Origin of the sequence: Oryzibacillus soli (assembly GCF_051594765.1) — a bacterium.
Lineage (GTDB): Bacteria > Bacillota > Bacilli > Paenibacillales > NBRC-103111 > Paenibacillus_AR.
The window spans coordinates 119,305-138,204 of the sequence record NZ_JBPPGJ010000002.1 but is presented as its reverse complement, the minus strand read 5'-3'; the positions used below and the strand labels follow the sequence as shown (position 1 = coordinate 138,204).

The 18,900-nt window shown below is 59.1% G+C and carries 16 protein-coding genes; all 16 read left to right on the top strand.

The genetic code is table 11. The features are described 5' to 3' along the window. The first annotated feature begins 10 nt into the window (after nucleotides 1-10). The 16 genes from ACSEXW_RS02570 (at nucleotide 11) to ACSEXW_RS02495 (ending at nucleotide 18,755) form a co-directional block, all read left to right on the top strand. Nucleotides 11-976, top strand: coding sequence for an aldolase catalytic domain-containing protein (locus ACSEXW_RS02570; protein ID WP_438444531.1), 966 nt, complete (start codon nucleotides 11-13; stop codon nucleotides 974-976). Nucleotides 977-1,155: 179 nt separating this feature from the next. After that, nucleotides 1,156-1,755, top strand: coding sequence for an undecaprenyl phosphate transporter UptA (gene uptA / locus ACSEXW_RS02565; RefSeq protein ID WP_438444530.1), 600 nt, complete (start codon nucleotides 1,156-1,158; stop codon nucleotides 1,753-1,755). Nucleotides 1,756-1,907: 152 nt separating this feature from the next. Beyond that, a complete protein-coding gene (locus tag ACSEXW_RS02560) occupies nucleotides 1,908-2,303 on the top strand; it encodes a GntR family transcriptional regulator (protein WP_438444529.1) in 396 nt (131 codons plus the stop codon). 2 nt (nucleotides 2,304-2,305) lie between these two features. Then, nucleotides 2,306-3,019, top strand: a complete 714-nt coding sequence (locus ACSEXW_RS02555; RefSeq protein ID WP_438444528.1) for an ABC transporter ATP-binding protein — start codon at nucleotides 2,306-2,308, stop codon at nucleotides 3,017-3,019. After that, nucleotides 3,016-3,810, top strand: a complete 795-nt coding sequence (locus ACSEXW_RS02550) for an ABC transporter permease subunit (RefSeq protein WP_438444527.1) — start codon at nucleotides 3,016-3,018, stop codon at nucleotides 3,808-3,810. Before ACSEXW_RS02555 ends, ACSEXW_RS02550 begins: the two co-directional genes overlap by 4 nt. A 12-nt stretch (nucleotides 3,811-3,822) precedes the next feature. Beyond that, complete coding sequence (locus ACSEXW_RS02545) at nucleotides 3,823-4,743, top strand: ABC transporter ATP-binding protein (protein ID WP_438444526.1); 921 nt, start codon at nucleotides 3,823-3,825, stop codon at nucleotides 4,741-4,743. Between the two features lie 80 nt (nucleotides 4,744-4,823). After that, nucleotides 4,824-5,966: an ABC transporter permease gene (locus ACSEXW_RS02540; RefSeq protein WP_438444525.1), complete on the top strand. Its 1,143-nt coding sequence runs from the start codon at nucleotides 4,824-4,826 to the stop codon at nucleotides 5,964-5,966. Nucleotides 5,967-6,135: 169 nt separating this feature from the next. After that, the gene (locus ACSEXW_RS02535; RefSeq protein ID WP_438444524.1) at nucleotides 6,136-6,702 is read left to right on the top strand and encodes a thioredoxin family protein; all 567 of its coding nucleotides are present in this window, start codon (nucleotides 6,136-6,138) and stop codon (nucleotides 6,700-6,702) included. Nucleotides 6,703-6,734: 32 nt separating this feature from the next. Continuing rightward, nucleotides 6,735-7,361, top strand: coding sequence for an MBL fold metallo-hydrolase (locus ACSEXW_RS02530; RefSeq protein WP_438444523.1), 627 nt, complete (start codon nucleotides 6,735-6,737; stop codon nucleotides 7,359-7,361). A 201-nt stretch (nucleotides 7,362-7,562) separates the two neighbouring features. Further along, complete coding sequence (locus tag ACSEXW_RS02525; protein WP_438444522.1) at nucleotides 7,563-7,823, top strand: hypothetical protein; 261 nt, start codon at nucleotides 7,563-7,565, stop codon at nucleotides 7,821-7,823. Nucleotides 7,824-7,915: 92 nt separating this feature from the next. Then, nucleotides 7,916-9,232, top strand: coding sequence for an erythromycin esterase family protein (locus tag ACSEXW_RS02520; protein ID WP_438444521.1), 1,317 nt, complete (start codon nucleotides 7,916-7,918; stop codon nucleotides 9,230-9,232). A gap of 220 nt (nucleotides 9,233-9,452) precedes the next feature. Next, nucleotides 9,453-12,683, top strand: coding sequence for a glycosyl hydrolase (locus ACSEXW_RS02515; protein WP_438444520.1), 3,231 nt, complete (start codon nucleotides 9,453-9,455; stop codon nucleotides 12,681-12,683). 18 nt (nucleotides 12,684-12,701) lie between these two features. Further along, entirely contained in the window at nucleotides 12,702-13,691 is a 990-nt protein-coding gene (locus ACSEXW_RS02510) for an ABC transporter permease (RefSeq protein WP_438444519.1), read from the top strand. Nucleotides 13,692-13,704: 13 nt separating this feature from the next. Then, a complete protein-coding gene (locus ACSEXW_RS02505) occupies nucleotides 13,705-14,571 on the top strand; it encodes a carbohydrate ABC transporter permease (protein WP_438444518.1) in 867 nt (288 codons plus the stop codon). 138 nt (nucleotides 14,572-14,709) lie between these two features. Then, complete coding sequence (locus ACSEXW_RS02500) at nucleotides 14,710-17,010, top strand: helix-turn-helix domain-containing protein (protein WP_438444517.1); 2,301 nt, start codon at nucleotides 14,710-14,712, stop codon at nucleotides 17,008-17,010. A 176-nt stretch (nucleotides 17,011-17,186) separates the two neighbouring features. Beyond that, the gene (locus tag ACSEXW_RS02495) at nucleotides 17,187-18,755 is read left to right on the top strand and encodes an extracellular solute-binding protein (RefSeq protein WP_438444516.1); all 1,569 of its coding nucleotides are present in this window, start codon (nucleotides 17,187-17,189) and stop codon (nucleotides 18,753-18,755) included. Nucleotides 18,756-18,900 lie beyond the last annotated feature (145 nt).

The window sequence follows — 18,900 nt, the reverse complement described above, 5'->3', positions numbered from 1 at the left end:
CGATTGCCAAATGACGAGGGACAATGTAAAGATCCTGGATTGCACGATCCGGGACGGAGGTTTGGTCAACAATTGGGAGTTCAGCACGGAGTTCGTAGCCGACCTGTACCGGGGTCTCTGCGAAGCAGGTGTGGAATATATGGAGATCGGCTACAAAAATTCACCGAAGCTCTTGAAGAGCGACGGTGCCGGCCCCTGGCGCTTCCTGGATGAAGCCTTCATCCGGGATGTCATTCCGAAGAAGGGCTATACCAAGCTGTCTGCTCTGGTCGACATCGGCCGAGTGGATGAGAACGACATTCTCCCCCGGGAGCAGAGCTCTCTGGACCTGATCCGGGTCGCCTGCTACATCAAGGATGTGGATAAGGCGCTGGAGCTGGTGGAGAAATTCCACAGCCTGGGCTATGAGACCTCGCTCAACATTATGGCGCTGTCCCACGTGCTGGAGCATGAATTGGTGGAGGCGCTGGCCGAGGTGGAGAAGAGCTCCGTGGATATGGCCTATGTGGTGGATTCCTACGGCAGCCTGAACCACAAGGACATCGAATATCTGGTCGGCGTCTTCAAGAAGCACCTGCCGTCCAAGACCATCGGCGTCCATACTCACAACAACCTGCAGCTGGCCTTCTCCAATACGATTACCGCGGCGGAGCACGGAGCGGTCTTCCTGGATTCCTCCCTCTTCGGCATGGGCCGGGCGGCGGGCAACTGTCATACGGAGCTCCTGGTCAGCTACATGAAGAATCCGCGCTATGAGCTGCGTCCCTTGCTGGGCGTCATCGAGAAGCATATGCTGGCCATCCGGGAGAAGTGGGAGTGGGGCTACATCATTCCGTACATGATCGCGGGCGCGCTGGACGAGCATCCCCGGGTGGCTATGGCCGTCCGGAACACGGATGAGAAGGACAAGTACACCGAGTTCTACGACCAGCTTACCTCGGTGGAGACGGCCGCTCCGTCCAAGAAGAGAGAGTAGGGCAACGCACCCCCGGGCAAAAAGCTCCCGGGGGTGTTTTTATAACGGCTGTCCGAGCATCCGTTCCCGTAAAAACAAATCGTTCGATTGGGGTATAGCTTGTATTGTGGTAGAATAGGATAGTCTGGGAGTCTAAACGAGTGCCCCGCATAAGAGGGCGCGGAAAAGGTAGGGTGAAGATGGGAGAGATTGTGCATCAAATACTGGACATGATCACGGGGCTCGGTTACTGGGGCATCCTAATCGGCCTGGCCATCGAGGTCATTCCGAGCGAGATCGTGCTGGCGTATGCCGGATATCTGGTATTCAAAGGTGAGATTAATGCACTCGAGGCGGTCATATTCGGCACCATCGGATGCCTGCTGCAGCAGATCGTCTTGTACGCCATCGGGCTCTACGGGGGCAGACCCTTCGTGGACCGGTACGGCAAATACCTGCATCTGAAGCCCAAGCATATCGACTTAACGGAGCGGTGGTTCCAGAAGTACGGAGCGGGTGTCGTGTTCACCTCCCGGTTCATTCCCGTCATCCGGCAAGCCATCTCCATTCCGGCGGGCATCGCGAGGATGAACCTGTTCAAGTTCTTGGCCTATACGGGACTGGCCTCCATTCCCTGGGCGATTCTGTTCATCTCGCTAGGCAAGTCTCTGGGCGAGAACTGGGAAGACATCGACGAGAAAGCAGGACCTTACACGCAGCCGATCTTATGGGCGGCCATAGGCTTAACGGTCTTATATATTCTGTACAAGGTATGGGCGCGGAAGAGAACGGTCAAATAATGCAGAGGCAGGTTGGAACGGGTTTACCCGTTCCGGCCTTTTTTGTTTTGGGCCTTATTTTTTTGAACTGTACCCATTGCATTAAGTGTATTAAGTGATATAATACACTTAAGTAATTGGAGCCGGGGAACCGGCAGCAAGGGGGAAGGCCCATGGAATTGCAGCTGGTTGGCCCGCTGAAGTTTAGGATCGACTTCAGCCAACCGTTATATGAACAGATCCTGAACCAGGTGAGAAGCGCCATTGCCAAGGGGGAGATCGGATTGGGAGATAAGATGCCGTCGGTGCGGGAGCTGGCCCAGGTGCTTCGGGTGAATCCGAACACGGTCATGCGGGCGTACCAGGAGCTGGAGCGGGACGGATTGACGGAGAAGCGGCAAGGGCAGGGTACGTATGTGACGTCGTCCCGCGATCGGGTGCAGGACTTCCGGTCCGACCTGGCGGAACGATACGTCGGGGAATTTCTCATCCAGATGGCGAGTCTCGGCCTGAGCTTGAATGACGTAGTCCACATCATACAGAAGCATGAGCCGGAAGGAGAGCATTAAGCATGGAGACGCCCATCATCAAGCTGACGCAAGTGACGAAGCGCTATGGCGCGAAGAAGGCGCTGGACGGACTGGAGCTGGCCATCCCGCCTGGGCGGATTACCGGAATTCTGGGTCCTAACGGCTGCGGCAAATCCACCTTGTTCCGTACGCTGACGGGCTTGGTGTTCCCGGAGGAGGGAACCGTGGAGGTGCTGGGGCAAGCGCCGGGCTGGAGGACCAATGCCGGCATTGCCTACCAGCCTGACAGGGGCCGCTGGTATCCGAATCATACGGCTGCCCAGGCCATCGAGTGGGGCACCAAGCTGCTGCCGGGCTTCGATCCGCAAGCAGCCCTGCGGCTCGCGGAGCTCATGGACGTGGACCCGGATATGAAGCTGGCCGGCATGAGCCGCGGGCAGGAGGCACGGGTACTGCTCCTGCTCTGTCTGGCCCGCCAGGTGCCGTTGATCCTGCTCGACGAGCCGTTCGCCGGCATCGACGTACTGTCCCGGGAGGCCATCGTGTCGGGTCTCCTGGATTACCTGGAGGGGAGCGGTCAGACGGTTCTGATCAGCACCCATGATATTACCGAGGTCGAGGGCCTCTTCGATTATGTCGTGATGCTGAACCAAGGGCGGGCCATCTGGTCCGGCGATGCCGAGCAGCTCCGGGAGGAATACGGTTCTCTGCATCAGGTGTTCAAGACACTGTACAAGAAGGAGTGGAAGCGATGAACGTGAACGTATCCCCCAACGCCTCTTCGGTGTGGATGTCCCTGTTGAAGCACGAGCGGAAGTGCGGCGGCAGCTGGCGCAAAGCGAATCGCGGCCGATTGTCCCGGTCCTGGCGGCTGGCGTATTGTTTTCTGGTCTTCGCCGTCTTTTTGGGAGCGGCCTCTTACTTTGCATATACCGATGATCTACGTCTCCAGGGACTTTGGTTCGCCGGCACCGGCTTCCCGTACATGATCTTCTTCCTCGGGCACGGCATGATGAAGCGGGAATGGGAGAACGACACCTATGGCTGGTGGCTGACCCTGCCTTATTCCCGGCAGACGCTGGTCTCGGCCAAGTGGGCGGCAGGCTGGCTCCGGGCGGCGAGGATCTCCTTGATCGTATTCGCAGCAGGATCCCTGTATGCCGGTGCGGTTGTCCTGGTCCTGCCCCATTACGTTCTGGCGGATTGGCTGGATTTTGTGCTGACGGGCATCAATTGGCTGATCCTGCTCCTGGGCTACGCGCCTCTGCTCCTGAGTCTGGGGCAGCTGACCAATGTGGTATTCTGGACCGCCTGGAAGCCCTTGGGCCCGGTTCTCCTGGCCGGCAGCATGGTCTGCATGGGCTTGCTGTACTCCACCTTAAGCGGCTCCTGGACCCCGGCCTTCGATCAGCTCTCCGGCGATGTGCCGGCCACCTTCTTCCCCTTTCCCTGGGAGGTGGCAGCCGGAATCCCGGTGAGCCTCCTCTTCGCATGGTTGATTCTTCGGCTGACCTCATATCTGTTGGAACGCAAGATTACTCTATAGGAGGTTTCCCCTATGACTCCGATCCTGGAAGTGACACAACTGCGCAAGGCTTACGGCAAGAAGCAGGCTCTCGAAAATGTGACCTTCGCCCTCGAGGAGGGCTCCTCCTTCGGCTTCCTCGGCCCGAACGGGGCCGGCAAGTCGACGACCATGAAGATTCTGACCGGCATCACCAAGGCGGACAGCGGCACGATCAGGCTGCTCGGCAGGGACATCAGCGCCAACCCGGCTCTGGCATCCGAGCATATCGGCTACGTCCCGCAGGAAATCACGCTGTATGAGAAGCTGAGCGCTTATGACAATCTGCTCTTCTTCGGCCAGAGCTATGGCGTCAAGGGAGCGGAGCTCAAGCGGAAGATTGCGGAGGTGCTGGAGCGCACCGGCCTCTCCGACCGGGCCCGGGATGAGATCCAGACCTTCTCGGGCGGCATGAAGCGGCGCATCAACATCGCGGCGGCCCTCCTGCACCACCCGCGCCTCCTGATCCTTGACGAGCCGACGGTAGGCATCGATCCTCAATCCCGGAACCACATCTTCGGCCTGATCCGCGATCTGAACCGGGAGGGCGTCACCGTGATCTACTCCACGCACTATATGGAGGAGGTGGAGGCGCTCTGCGACCGGGTGGCCATCATGGACCGGGGGACGGTCAAGGCCGAGGGGCCGTTGGGCTCCCTCCTGGAGCAGTACGGACGCAAGGCGATCTACCTGGAGGCTCCGGAGCTGACGGAAGCGCCGTCGCTGCCGGAGGTGACGAAGGCCGAGAAGGAAGGCTCGGGCTGGATTCTGGAGACGGAGCAGGTATCCCGCACCATGCAGGCATTGATGGAGCTCGGTTCCCGGCTCCGCTGGAACGTGAAGCAGCTGGAAGTGGTCCGCCCCTCCCTGGAGAGCGTCTTCCTCCGCGTGACCGGAACCGCCCTTCGGGATTGATCGCAGCCGTCCGTTTGATGATTCGCATGGCGCCTCTGCAGGAATGCAGATTAACCCTATAGAACGAAGGAGTGAACCTTATGTTGGCCCTGATTATCAAAGAATTGAAGCTCATCCGCAAAGACAAGCGAAGCTTCATCTTCCTGCTCCTGATGCCCGCCGTATTCATCTTCATGTTCGGGACGCTGTTCAACAATACGGATAACAGCGCGCCCATCACCGTTCGTATGGTGGACCAGGATCATTCCGCCGCCTCGGCGGCCTTCCTGGAGCAAGCGGGCCGCATCGTAAAGGTGAAGCAGGAGGACCCCGCCGATCTCGACAGCCTCCAGTCCAAAATCAAACAGGGACAATTCTCGGCCCTCCTCATCATCCCCCAGGGCTTCGAGCATGCCCTGAAGTCAGATCAGGCGGCGGAGCTGACCCTGATCGAGGATCCGTCGGCAGCCGCCGAGCTGATGCCGGTGCGGGCCATTCTTGACAGCCTCTCGAAGCAGTACCGGGAAGAGAAGCTGGCGGGGCTATTGGCCTCGAAGGGGGAATCCGACGTCAAGGTGAAGGCGGACCTGGCCTCCCCCATCACCGTGAAGGAGATCAGCACGGATTCCGATCATTTCAACCTGCTGGACCAGGTGGTGCCCGGCATGACGGTGATGTTCGTCTTCTATATCATGATTACGATGGCCCGCCGTTTCTTTGATGAGAAGAAGACCGGACTCCTGGCGCGCATCACGGCCACCCGCGTGAAGCCGCTGGAATATCTGGTCGGTATGTGGATTCCGTTCCTCCTTACGATCATCGCGCAATGCTGCATTCTCTTCGCCTTGGGCCACTTTGCGTACCATCTGGAGCTGGGCAGCCTGCCCGCCTTGGCGGTGATCGTGCTGGGCTTGGCTATCTGCGGCTCGGGCCTCGGCCTGGCCTTGTCCTTCCTCGTCCCCGGCGAGGGCGCGGCCATGGTCATCACGCAGGTCTTTTCCATGGGAGGCGCCATGATCGGCGGGCTGTGGACGCCGTCCTATCTGCTGCCCGAGGGCGTTCAGGCGGCCTCCCGCTTCCTTCCCCAATATTGGGCGCAGCACGCTCTGCAGGACATCATCGTACACGGGGCTCTGCCCGGAGATATCCTGGGTCCGCTGGCGGTGCTCTTGACCTTCGGCCTGGCTGGTCTGACGGCTGCGTTCCTTCGTCTGCCCGCCTTCCTGCGCTCGGCTGCCAACTAGAACTAACGGCCCGGTCCTCCCCCAGGGAGGCCGGGCTTCGGCGTGTCCACGGATGCGGACCGGGATCCGCCGGGGACTCCACTTTTTTTGGAAGCGGGCGGCGCTTCTGGTATGATGGAGCAAGAGCCGTGCAACAGCGGCATCCCATGAACACGAGGAGGAACCGGACATGAGCAAGAACCTGTACGCCAAGCTGGGCACCGGATTGAAGCCGCAGCAGTTTATCGACGGCATGGAGAAGAACAAGGAGAAGTTCCAGGAGTGGTACGACAGCTTCCGGTGGGAGGACGAGGGGGACCAGGCCTACTTCGACTCGCTCCGCAACCGGGACGACCTGCGCTGCCTGATCCTGGCCGCTGACTGGTGCGGCGACGTGGTCCGCAACATCCCCGTGGTGTTCCGGGCGTTGGAGAACAGCGGCATCCCGACGGAGGTCCTGATTCTGGAGCAGAACCCCGAGGTGATGGACCAGTTCCTGACCATGGGCGGCCGTGCCGTTCCCATCGTCATCTTCACGGACGCAGGCGGCTTCGTGCTGGGCCATTGGGGACCGAGACCGAAGCACGTGCAGGAGGCCATGGTCGCCTTCAAGCAGGCGAACCCGGACCGGGAAGCGCCGGATTATCAGGAGAAGCTGGCTGAGACCCGCGCCGAGATGGGACGCCGCTACGGCGAAGGCACCGGCTATCATGCCGTGATCGTGAAGGAGCTGCGGGACCTGATCTCGTCGTTCTAATCGTTATACAGGAAGAGGAGCGCGCAATCATCATGATGAAGATCGAGACGGTTCCCTTGGGTCCCCTTGGAACCAACGCTTATTTGTTGACCAACCCGGAGACGGGCAAAGCCGTGGTCATCGACCCCGGCATGAATCCCGGACCGCTGCTGCGCCGGGTGCAGCAGCTGGACGTGGAGGCGATCTTGCTGACCCACGCCCATTTTGACCATATCGGGGGAGTGGAGGAGCTGCGGAAGCTGAAGGGCTGTCCGGTGTACCTCCATGACCTGGAGGCGGACTGGCTGACGAATCCGAAGAAGAACGGCTCGCTCATGTGGCCGGAGGTCGGAGGTCCGGTCACGACGGATCCGGCGGAGTACGCGCTGGACGAAGGAATGGAGCTGAAGTTCCTGGGCGAGACCTTCCGGGTGTTCCATACGCCGGGCCATTCCCCGGGCAGCGTCAGCTTCCTGTGCGGAGACGTGCTGTTCAGCGGAGACGTGTTGTTCAAGCTCTCCGTGGGCCGGACGGATCTGACGGGCGGCAGCCACAACGATCTGATGGATTCCATCACGAACAAGCTGTTCAAGCTGAACGACGGAGTCCAGGTGTACCCCGGGCATGGTCCCCGGACCTCCATTGGCTTCGAGAAGGCCAATAACCCGTACGTCGAATAAATCGGGCGCTAGAATCCGCTCGGGCGGACAGGCGGGCGGGGGAGACGTCCATACGGGCAGGAGTCCATTTTTGGGAGTCTGGGTGAATACCGTGTTCCCCGGTGTCAATCACCCATAGACTGTTGGTGTAATCAAGAGACCGGCGGAACCGGAACCCGCACCCGGCCGCACGGATTCCAACATTCCAAGGAGGAAACCCTGATGGATTACATGCATGGCAACAATATGCCCCCGGTCGTTTCGCCCGCAACTTCTCCGAATGCAATGCCGAACATGATGCCGCACATGATGCCGCACGTAAACGTATTCGAGAACAAGAACGTCACCGAGAACATCTATCTCTATCCGTACGCCAAGCCGGCCCCGGTTCACCACGGCTATGACATGACCTTCGTGCTCGTTCTGTTCATCCTCCTGGTCATCGTAACCCGCGGCTTCCATCACCATCACGGCAAGTGCTAATCTAGGCCGCGCCGGCCGCAAGTCCCCCGGATCCCATGGTCCGGGGGCTTTCTTTTTTGCCTCCAAACTGTAACAAACCAGGGAGACGGAGTATGATAGAGTTACCGCATGACATTATCTGGAAACGGTGGGCGATGGGTATGCTTCTTGCGGATAAGAAGGGTCAGCTTCGGTATCGGATATTCATCATGACAGGCCTGGCGGTCCTGCTTCTGTGGACAGGCTCCCGGCTTATGGGGAACCGGGATGGTCCAGCCGAAGCCCCTCCGCATGCGGTGCTGAATTTCTCGGGAGACGTAGGAAAGAGCGGATTATCCTTGCTGGACCGGGATGTCTCGAAGAACGATCTGATCCTGGCGGGCGAAGGGCATGCGATTCAGGCCAATACCGAGCTGCAGCTTCAACTCATCCGCTATTTGCATGAGAAAGCCGGAATACGATATATCGCTCTGGAAATGGGGTACAGCGGCGCTTCTCTGTTCAACGAATATTTGTCCACCGGGGACGAGGCCCTCTTGGAGCAACTGATGTCCGCGACGAAGGGTACTGCTCACTGGAATCGGAGCCAAGCCGACTTCTGGCAGGATCTGCATGCGTACAATCAATCTCTCCCGGACGGGGAGAAGCTCCGTCTGGTAGGCGTAGACGTGGAGCACAGTCTCGGACATTCGTCCATGTATCTCGCCAAGCTCCTGAAGCGGCAGGACCTGCCGGCGGCGGTGAAGGCGGATATGGACCGCGTCAACGAGCTGGGCCGGTCCGGTTCGGGCTCGTATGGACCAGGAGAGGAGATCGGCCGGTTTCTACTGGAGGCAACGGACCGTAACAAGGAGGTCTACCGAACCCTCCTGGGGGAGGAGCTTGATGGCTTCAGGCTGATGGCGAACAATATGATCCGGGTATCGGAGTTCAAGAAAGCGAAGGATCCGGAGGCGTTCCGCATCCGGGAGAATGCGATGTACCAGAGCTTCGTGCAGCAGATGGGCCGCCTGCCTGAGGGCAAAGTCTTCGGGCAGTTCGGGGGAGATCATATCCTCCAGCATGAGCGTTCGGCAGGCCGGGAGCCCTTGGCCTCCATGCTCAGCCACCGGACGGATTCCCCGTTCCGCGGCAAGGTGCTCTCCATTCCCTACGAGTATGAGAACTGCCGGCGCATGGATCCCAAAAGCGGCCAATCCGTGCCGGTCTTATCCCAGGTAACGGACTCGACGCTTCGCGAACAACTTCAGCTAGTGCCGGGGAACGGGCCGGTCCTGTTTCGGCTCTCGTACCCCGGATCCCCTTATGAACGCACTCCGGCACACCTGAACGGAACGGACCAAGGGGCTACGACGGACTATATCCAATATCTCCTGCTGATCCGCAACTCGGAAGCGGCCCTTCCCTACGGCACTCCGGGGGAATCTTAGGAGTATATGCTTGGCAAGGCTAAGGCTGGACGGCTTTTTCGTCCGGCCTTTTTTGCATGCGCAGCAGGCATGCCGCAAGCCTCCGCAACAAAATGTTAGGCGGCAAAAAAGTGTTACAAGGCCGCATCGCGAGGTGCAAGAAATGATTCTTGCCGGGAATCCGGCACCATTCTACATTGAGGGTAAGACAAGAGAGCGTCATCCATGGGGAGGGACTTGAGTGGACTTACAGCAGTTTCGAAATCCCGATGCACAATATAGAATCCAACCGTTCTGGTTCTGGAACAGCGACATGAGGGAAGAGGAGATCGTCCGGCAGATTGAGGAGATGCACGACAAAGGAGTCGGCGGCTTCTTCATCTGCCCCCGGCAGGGGCTGCAGGTGCCGTATTTGTCCGAGGCTTGGTTCAAGCTCGTTCAGGTGGCGGTGCATGCAGCCAAGGCCAGAGGCATGCACGTCTGGCTCTACGATGAGTATCCGTATCCCAGCGGCATTGCCGGCGGTGAGGTCACGCTCCTGCATCCGGATGCGAAGCACCAGACGCTGGAGGCTGCGGAGCTTCAGGCTGCCGGCGGAGACCGGGTGGAGCTGGAGCTTCCGTGGGCCAAGGTCATCTACGCCAAGGCGGTGCCGGTTACGGCATCCGGGGAGCGGCTGTGGGAGTCGGCGGTGGACCTCCGGTCCTCCATCGGCAATATTCAGGCGGATCCCGTCTTCCAGAAAACCGGCTTGACCACCTATAACCAGAAGCGGTTCTTCACCTACCGGACGGTCTACCGGCTGGATTGGGAAGCTCCTGGCGATTACCCGGAGTGGGAAGTGAAGGTGTATCAGGAGAAGGAGATCGAGGACTTCAAATATTACGGCACCTTCGTCGATCCGTGCCATAAGGAAGCCATGGCCACCTTCATTAAGCTGACCCATGAGCGGTATGCCCAATCCATCGGGGAAGAATTCGGCAGGACGGTCAAGGGCATGTTCACTGACGAGATCGGCCTCCTGGGCCGTATGCCCTGGACCCCGCGGCTGCCCGCCTACTTCCTGGAGCGTAACGGATACTCCATTACGGAGCATCTGCCCGCCCTCTCCAACGCGTCTTATCCTGATGCGGCCGGGATCCGGTATGACTACTACCAAGCCCTTCATGAGCTGTTGACCGACTCCTACCATAAGCAGGTATACGATTGGTGCGAGGCCCACGGATTGCAGTATGTGGCGGAGGTGCCGTCCATCCGGATGACGACTCAGCGCTTCAGCCATGTGCCGGGCGGAGACAGCTGCCACGAGAAGCTGGGCCGGTCTCTGGAATGGATTCTCCGCCGGTATACGGCCAGCTTCCGCGACAATCCCAAGATGATGAGCTCCATTGCCAGACAGCTGGGACGGGAGCGGAATCTGGACGAATGCTTCCACAGCGTCGGCTGGTCCATGAATCTCCAGGACGCCAAGTGGATGATCGACCGGATGGCGGCTTTCGGCACCAACATGTACACCTTCCACGCCTTCTTCTATACGTTGGACGGCTTGACGCAGCATGACGCGCCGCCTTCCCAATTTTATCAGAATCCCTACTGGGCGCACTTCCGGCAGCTGGGCGATTACGCCGGACGGATCAGCTACATGATGACCCAAGGGGTGGCGGACATCCGGATCGCCATGCTGGATCCGACCACCTCCTATTGGACCCAGATGTCGAACCCGCTGCATCACTTCGACTACGGAGGGACGGATCCCGTAGAGAAGGAACGGCTGGAGAGAATGAAGGAGGAGTGGCGCAGCTTAAGCGTCTATCTCCTGCAAGCCCGCAGGGACTATGACCACCTGGATGCGGAGCTGCTGGCTGAAGCGGCGGTGAAGGACGGCAAGCTGGTCATCGGCAAGGCCGTCTACTCGGTGCTGCTGATACCGCCGGTAACGAACCTGGAAACGAAGGCGTGGGACACCATCAAGCGCTTCCTGGAGGCAGGGGGTACGGTGATCGCCACCGGAAGTCTTCCGCGGGAACGGCTCGGACCGGACCATACTGTGCCGGAGGAAGCGGAGGTTTGGCTGGGTGGCGGTCAAGCGGAGGCCGAGCAGACGGTAACCGTCCGGGGCATAGGGAACGCCTATCGGATCCTCCGCGGCACTGATGCTCCGGAGGAGAGTGTGCACCGGATGCTGGGTACGCTCCTGGACCAGCTGATGCCGAGCGCGGCAGCGCTGCACTGCGGCGAGGATTGCCGGTCCTTCCTGCTCCAGGGGCGGTACGGCGACGACGGCGGCTACACCGTCTTCGCCAGCAATCAGGAAGGGGAAGCCCGGAACGCCCGCCTGACGGTCTATCCGAAGCTGGTCTGGCCGGAATCGGTCTCCGAAGAATCGGAGGTGCTCCTGGCGGAGCTCCTGGATTTGGAGACCGGGGCGGTGACGCCGCTTCAGACCGAACAGAATGAGGAAGGGGTCAGCGTCCGGTTGCCATTCGCTCCCTATGCGTCCCGCATGATCCGGTTCATCCGGAAGCCGGCGGAGAGTGAGCAGCCGGCCTGTGCCGGAGCGGCGCCATGGACCTGGGAGGTGGAGGCGGAAGGTCCTTGGAGCCTGCAGGCTCAGGAGCCCAACTCGCTGCGGTTCGAGAGCTTCGAGCTGTCGATCGGCGGTATCGGAAGCAGAACCAGCGGCAGGGTCCAGGCCAAGACCTTCATTGACCAATGCGCCGACCTGGCGGAGCAGGCCCTGTTCCCGGTGGCCTTCGGCCAGATCTTCGGCACGCCGAAGAAGCTTCGGCTGCAGTACCCGCTGGATTGCCGCTACCGGGCGGAATTCACCGTAGAGAAGCTTCCGGAAGCGGCGCTGCTCCTGATGGACCGGTCCGCCATTCTCGGGGAATGGGAGCTGCTGGTGAACGGCAAGAGCTTCAAGCAGGCAGACTTCGCGGCCCGTCCGCTCTATGACCAGGCGAACCTGGTCTGTGAGGTGACCGCGGCGCTTCGGGAAGGCAGGAATGAGCTGGCGGTACTGGTGACCGTCGGACAGGATTGGGAAGGCGTGGTGGATGCCATTCATCTGCTCGGCGGCTTCGGGGTCCGGCCGGAAACGGAGACATCGGCCCCGGCGCTTATCCCTTCTCCGGAAGCGGCACCTTCCTTGGCCGCCGAATGCTACTACCCGGGCTACCCCTACCATGCCGGTACGTTGATCTTCAGCCGTCCGGTTGAGATCGCCACCGTTCCGGAAGCACCGGAGTTCGAGCTCCGGTTTACGGGCTGGGATCCCCACGACACGGTGGAGGTTCTGGTGAACGGCCGGCCGCTAGGCGTCCGCCCCTGGTCCCCCTACGTGTGGACGGGAGACTCCGCCATTCTGAAGGCTGGCGCCAACGAGGTGACGGTCCGGGTTACGGGGACGCTGATCGGACTTCTGGAAGGCAAATATTTCGACTATCAAGCGCACCGGGTCGTACCCGTCTAGATGAAAGGAGCCATTCCTATGGAAAAAGCAGAAAAACCGCCATTGGCCCTGAACACCCGGGCTCCGGGAGCCGCACCTGCGGCTTCCGGCAAGCTCCGCAAGTTCCGCAAGCTGGGCAAGGATATCGTGAAGAACCGGTACCTGTATCTTCTCGCACTGCCGGGATTCTTGTTCTTCATCATCTTCAAGTACGTGCCGATGTTCGGCATCGTGATTGCGTTCCAGAACTACTCCCCCTTCCAGGGCATTGCAGGCAGTGATTGGGTAGGCTTCCAGCACTTCCAGCGTTTCTTCTCCAACCCGGATTTCATGCTGTTGTTCCGCAATACCATGGGGATCAATCTGCTGAACCTGGTCCTGTTCTTCCCGCTGCCGATCATCGTGTCCTTGTTCCTGAACGAGATCCGGATTGAAAGCTACAAGAAGCTGATCCAATCCATCGTCTACATGCCTCACTTCCTGTCCTGGGTCATCATCTCGGGCTTGACCTTCCTGCTGTTCTCCAAGGGAACCGGTCTCGTCAACCAGCTTCTGGTCTACTTCGGGGCCGAGAAGATCGACGTTCTGACCAATCCCCATACCTTCTGGATCATGATCGTCGTGCAGTCGATCTGGAAGGAAGCCGGCTGGGGCACCATCATCTTCCTGGCCGCCATCGCCAGCGTCGATCCCGGCTTGTACGAAGCGGCCCGCATGGACGGCGCAGGGCGCCTCCGCCAGATCTGGCACGTGACGCTTCCGGCCATCCGCGGCGTCATCATCACCATGCTCATTCTCCGCCTGGGCCATATGATGGACGTCGGCTTCGAGCAGATCTTCATGATGTACAACGGCGCCGTATCCCAGGTGGCGGAGGTTTTCGATACGTATGTGTATACCGTGGGCGTGAAGCAGGGCCAATTCAGCTACAGCACGGCGGCCGGTCTGTTCAAGTCCGTGGTGGGCTTGACACTGGTCATCCTGTCCAACAAGCTGGCCAAAAAATTCGGCGAAGAAGGCGTCTACTAGGAGGGCATCCGCTATGATCCGAAGCAAATCCGACCGCGTCTTTGACGCCATAAACGTATTGGTGCTGGGCTTGTTCGCCTTAATCACCTTTTTCCCCATCTATTATGTCTTCGTCGTATCGTTCACGGAGCCGACGGAGTTTCTGACGAAGTCCTTCATCATCTTCCCGGAGCATTGGTCCTTGGCCTCATACAAGTACCTGCTCGGCACCAAATCCTTCATCCGGTCTCTTGGCAACAGCGCCTTCCTGGCGACCGTCGGAACCGCGCTCAGCCTGGCTACGACGGCTGCACTGGCTTATGCCATCTCCCGGAAGCGCCTGCCAGGCCGCAAGATTTTCAGCATCATGATCCTGATCACCATCCTGTTCAGCCCGGGGATCATCCCCAACTACCTCTTGGTCCGGAACTTTCACCTGATCAATAACGTGTGGTCGCTGATTCTGCCGGCACTGGCCAGCGGATGGAACGTCATTCTGATGAGAAGCTTCTTCGACAGCATCCCGGCAGAGCTGGAGGAATCGGCGTCCATTGACGGCTGCAACGACATCTCCACCTTCTTCCGGATCATTCTTCCGCTCTCTCTGCCGTCGCTGGCCACCTTCGGCTTGTTCTACGCCGTCACCTACTACAACTCTTACTTTACGGCCATGCTATACTTGAACGATGCGGCGAAGTGGCCGATCCAGGTGCTGCTGCAGAACATGCTCTTGAACGCCCAGAGCAGCGACTTGGCCCAGGATGCCTTCGTGGCTCCGCCTCCTGCGGAGACGCTGAAGATGGCCGCAGTGGTGGTGGCAACCCTGCCGATCCTATGCGTTTATCCGTTCCTCCAAAAGCATTTCGCCAAAGGAGCGATGGTCGGCTCTGTCAAGGGCTAACGGCAGGGTTTGCAGCTTAGTCGATTTTAATCCTGCAATGAAGCGTAGAAAGCGATTTCGGTGGATCCTGCCATCGAAATCGTTTTGTCGTTCGGTTATAATGACGGGAGTGTTTAGTTCGCCTGGGAGGGTATCGCAATGCGCAAGCACAGAGGCACATTTTATCGAAACAGTCTGATCCTTATCCTACTCATCGCCTCCGTTCCCGGGCTGGTGACGGGACTTGCCATCTATTGGACCGTGTCGGGGAAGATCGAGAGCGAGCTGCAGCGGCTGCATCACAACAAGATCATCCAGCAGGAGAAAAATGTAGAAGCCCAATTCGCCACTCTGGAGATGACCTTCGCCCATTGGGCCTTCGATCCCAGCCTGAGCTCCAGATTGAAGGAGCTGGATTTCGTAACGAAATATGACCAGGTCCAGGAGCTGTACCGGACTCTCCTGATTATCGAGGGCTCCAGCTCCCTGCTGAAGCAAGCCGAGCTGTACCTGAAGAACCCCACTCCCGTGCTCATGAACAAAGAAGGGTACCGGTTTCAGAACGGTACGAATCTGGATCCCTACGAAAAGATGTTGAAGCAGGGCAAGACCATCTTTTGGCTTCCCTCTATGGCTGCCAATCCGGACCAAAATAAGGAAGCGCATACATCCTTAACCTTGGTGAACAAGCTGTCCCATGCTTCCTCCGAGCCGTACGGCTTGCTGGTGGCCACGCTTGATCCTGTGCGGCTGGAGGAGCTCCTCCAAACGATGAATCCGTACGGCGAGGGCTCCACCCTGCTCCTGAGCGGCGACGGAGCTTGGAGCATCTCCTCCGGGGGATGGGTCTCGGACTTCGATCACGCGCTGGAAGAGGAGTACTCGCGGCGGGGCGCCAAGGACGGAACCTTCCTCTTCACCTACGGGAAAGCGGATTATTCGGTATCCGCCAGCCAATTCACCCGTCTCGGCAACAACTGGGTGATTCTGTCCGCCGCGCCGATGACCGGCATTACCTCGCCGGTGCTGTTCATCTCCAAGGTCATTCTCTTCTTAAGCATAGCGGGGCTTCTCTTGGCGCTGACCCTCTCCTGGTTCGCCTCCAACCGGCTGTATTCCCCGATGGAGCGGCTGTTCCGCAAGCTGACGGGGGATGCGGAGCGGGAGGCCGGGCACAATGAGTTCGAATGGATCGAGATGAAGTGGGACTCGCTCACGGAAGAGAGGGAAAGTCTCAGAGCCACGCTGGACCGCAGCATGCCGCTCCTGCGGGAGGGGTTCCTGATGCAGCTTGTCCAAGGATATCTGTTCGCCCTTCCGGAGGATGAGGTGATGGAGCGCCTCCAGCAGTTCGGCGTCACCCTGGAGGGACGGCTGATGGCGTCCTTGGTGGTCGAGATCCGGGGGTTGAGCAAGCCGGATTCCCGCTTCGTCCGGGGCGATGAGGAATTGGTGGCCTTCTCGGTCGGCAATATCGCCAAGGAGCTTGCCGCCAATATGGGCGTCCACTGTGAGACGCTGAATTATCATGATTCCACGCTGGGCCTGCTCCTGCTGCTTCCCCGGGACCGGGAGGGGACGCCTCATTCCCTTATGCAGGAATTCGGCCATGAGCTGCTGCGGATTCTCGAGACGGTCCTGAAGCTGGAGGCCACCGTCGTGCTGGGGCATACGACGGAGCAGATCAGCCATGTGCCGTATCTGTTCGAGGAAGCCCGGCATCTCTTGAATTTCCGGGATCTGAACGATGCCAAGGGTGTCATCGAAGCGGGCCAATTGGACCAGAACAAGGCTCAATTGGAGTATCCCTACAACTTCCTGCTGGAGAAGGAGATCATCCATGCCCTTCGGACGGGCGCCGGGGACGAATCCATGTCCCTGATCCGCCAGTTCGTTCAGGAGCTGATGGCCGCCGGCATGAAGAAGCTGGTCATCCAACAGGGCTTAAGCCAGCTGCTCGGAAGCATTCAGCATGCCATGCTGCAATCGGGCGTCAACCCCATCACGCTGTTCGAGGGCATCAACCTGTACCAGGAGCTGAACCAGCTTCAGGAGCCGGGGGAGATGCTCGCCTGGATGGAGAAGCGGGTCGTCGGATGCTACATCGAGGAGATGATGGGCCGCCAAGGCATCCAGCTCCAGCAATTTGTCGAAGGCGTGCTGAAGTATATTCAGGATCATTACCGGACGGAGCTGTCGCTGGAGTCCTGCGCCGACCGCTTCGGCACCACGCCCTATACCTTGAGCCGGGCCATCAAGCAAGTGACCGGCATCAATTTTATCGATTATGTCACCAACCTGAGGATGGAGCAGGCCAAGGAGCTGCTGCGCACCACCACGATGAAAATCAACGAGATCGCCGAGCAGGTCGGCTATCAGCCCACCTACTTCAACCGCATCTTCAAGAAGGTCGAAGGCGTTCCTCCGAGCCAATACCGGGAGATGGCACAGAAGGAGTAACTGCCCGCAACATCAGGCGCGGCGCGGGTTTGCAAGAAATGGGGGGTCTGCAACAAAGGATAAGGCCCCCCGAAATCCGCTGCAAGAAAGTTTGGTTGCCGGGAAGTCCGCCATCCCTTACGTTGGTATCACGGTTCGAACAACGGCCGAGTTAACTAAAGGGGATGAATTCGAAAATGATGATGAAAGGTAAAAAGAAAGCGTTCTTAGGTCTCGCCGCCGCTATGCTGGCCGCCTCCTCGCTTAGCGCCTGCGGCTCCAAGGACGACTCGTCCGCGTCGAGCAGCACGGCGCCTACACAAGCCGCCAAGGAAGATGCCACTCCGGTCAGCGTGAACATTATGACGATTCTGCTGAGCGCCAACCCGCCTGCGGCAGACAACAAAATAAAAGAAGCCATCGAAAAGGCGACCAACTCCAAGCTGAACATCCAATGGGTGTCGAGCAACAGCTATCCGGACAAGCTGAACGTGACCCTGGCTTCCGGCGACATTCCCGAGCTGATCTACATTCCGGACCCGTTCACCTCCGTATTCCGCAATATGGTCCAGCAGGGGGCCTTCTGGGATCTAACCAACTACATCAAGGACTATCCGAACCTGAGCAGCAAGATCTCCAAGACCGCATGGGACCTGACCAAGATGGCGGACGGCAAGAACTACTCCATTCCCCGTCCTCGTCCGACCGAAGCCGATACGTTCTTCATGTTCCGCAAGGACTGGCTGGACGCGGCGAACCTGAAGGTTCCGACGACCGTCGACGAGCTGTATAACGTGATCAAGTCCTTGACGGAGAGCGATCCGGACAAGAACGGCAAGGCGGATACCACAGGCTTCGCCACCTTCATGACCAACGGCGAGAAGCTGAGCGACCCGATGGGCCAGCTGGAGAACGTCTTCCACAAAGCCAACGGCGACTGGAAATTCGTGAACGATCAGTTGACGTTCAAGTCCTTCCTGCCGGAAGAGCGCACCGCGCTGGAGTTCATGAACAAGCTCTACAAGGAGAAGCTGATTCCGGAGGACTTCGCCTCCATGAAGCCGTCCCAAGTGAAGGATCTGGTGAAAGCCAACAAGTCCGGCGTATGGGTGGATAAGTCCGGTACCATCGTGAACGACTACCTGAACGATCTGAAGAAGATCGTGCCGACCGCCAAGGAGCTGGACTTCATTCCGGCTACCAACATCAACGGCTACAACCCGAAGGGACCGGGCTTCGCAGGCGTGCTTGCGATTCCGAAGTCCGTGAAGGAAGACAAGATGAAGCGGATTCTGAAGCTGGTGGACACGTGGATGAATGACGATGTGTTCGGAATCCAGCAATACGGCTTCGAAGGCGTTCACCACAAGGTGGAGAACGGCAAGAAGGTCATTACCGATACCAAGAAGCTGACCGACGACGGCGGTCCGGATTTCAACCAGATCGTATACGTCGCCGATCCGTACGCCTCCTCCATCAAGGTTTCCTTCGAGCCGGCTACTCAGGAGCTCTTCAAGAAGATCCAGGACGAGCGCGCCAAGACCAGCCAGGCGGACATCAGCATCGGCCTGTATTCCCCGACCGCCATGCAGTACCTGCCTGAGCTGCAGAAGAAGGTCCTCGACATGAAGACCAAGGTCGTGCTGGGCAAGGAATCCCTGGCCGCATGGGACGAATTCGTCAACAAGACCAAGGCCGAGCCGAATGTGGTGAAGATGACCCAAGAAATGACCGAAGCCTATAAAAAGCGGATGGCCGCCAAATAAGCGGGCCGGACCCGACTCCCGCGCTTTCAAGGCGCGGGAGTTTTTTGTGCACGGGTAAGAGGAGAGGCGAGCTCCGGATGCCTTCTGTGTTGCAGCAAGCGGAGGTGTCGGCAGAGCGTGCTGTTCCCGGATCCAGTGGGGGTTT

Bases quoted from the DNA above. Each gene is read 5' to 3' on its own strand.
- ACSEXW_RS02555 (WP_438444528.1), top strand. From the start codon at position 2,306: ATGGAGACGCCCATCATCAAGCTGACGCAAGTGACGAAGCGCTATGGC.
- ACSEXW_RS02540 (WP_438444525.1), top strand. From the start codon at position 4,824: ATGTTGGCCCTGATTATCAAAGAATTGAAGCTCATCCGCAAAGACAAG.
- ACSEXW_RS02495 (WP_438444516.1), top strand. From the start codon at position 17,187: ATGATGATGAAAGGTAAAAAGAAAGCGTTCTTAGGTCTCGCCGCCGCT.
- ACSEXW_RS02505 (WP_438444518.1), top strand. From the start codon at position 13,705: ATGATCCGAAGCAAATCCGACCGCGTCTTTGACGCCATAAACGTATTG.
- ACSEXW_RS02500 (WP_438444517.1), top strand. From the start codon at position 14,710: ATGCGCAAGCACAGAGGCACATTTTATCGAAACAGTCTGATCCTTATC.
- ACSEXW_RS02550 (WP_438444527.1), top strand. From the start codon at position 3,016: ATGAACGTGAACGTATCCCCCAACGCCTCTTCGGTGTGGATGTCCCTG.
- ACSEXW_RS02545 (WP_438444526.1), top strand. From the start codon at position 3,823: ATGACTCCGATCCTGGAAGTGACACAACTGCGCAAGGCTTACGGCAAG.
- ACSEXW_RS02530 (WP_438444523.1), top strand. From the start codon at position 6,735: ATGATGAAGATCGAGACGGTTCCCTTGGGTCCCCTTGGAACCAACGCT.
- ACSEXW_RS02520 (WP_438444521.1), top strand. From the start codon at position 7,916: ATGATAGAGTTACCGCATGACATTATCTGGAAACGGTGGGCGATGGGT.
- ACSEXW_RS02535 (WP_438444524.1), top strand. From the start codon at position 6,136: ATGAGCAAGAACCTGTACGCCAAGCTGGGCACCGGATTGAAGCCGCAG.
- uptA (WP_438444530.1), top strand. From the start codon at position 1,156: ATGGGAGAGATTGTGCATCAAATACTGGACATGATCACGGGGCTCGGT.
- ACSEXW_RS02525 (WP_438444522.1), top strand. From the start codon at position 7,563: ATGGATTACATGCATGGCAACAATATGCCCCCGGTCGTTTCGCCCGCA.
- ACSEXW_RS02560 (WP_438444529.1), top strand. From the start codon at position 1,908: ATGGAATTGCAGCTGGTTGGCCCGCTGAAGTTTAGGATCGACTTCAGC.
- ACSEXW_RS02570 (WP_438444531.1), top strand. From the start codon at position 11: ATGACGAGGGACAATGTAAAGATCCTGGATTGCACGATCCGGGACGGA.
- ACSEXW_RS02510 (WP_438444519.1), top strand. From the start codon at position 12,702: ATGGAAAAAGCAGAAAAACCGCCATTGGCCCTGAACACCCGGGCTCCG.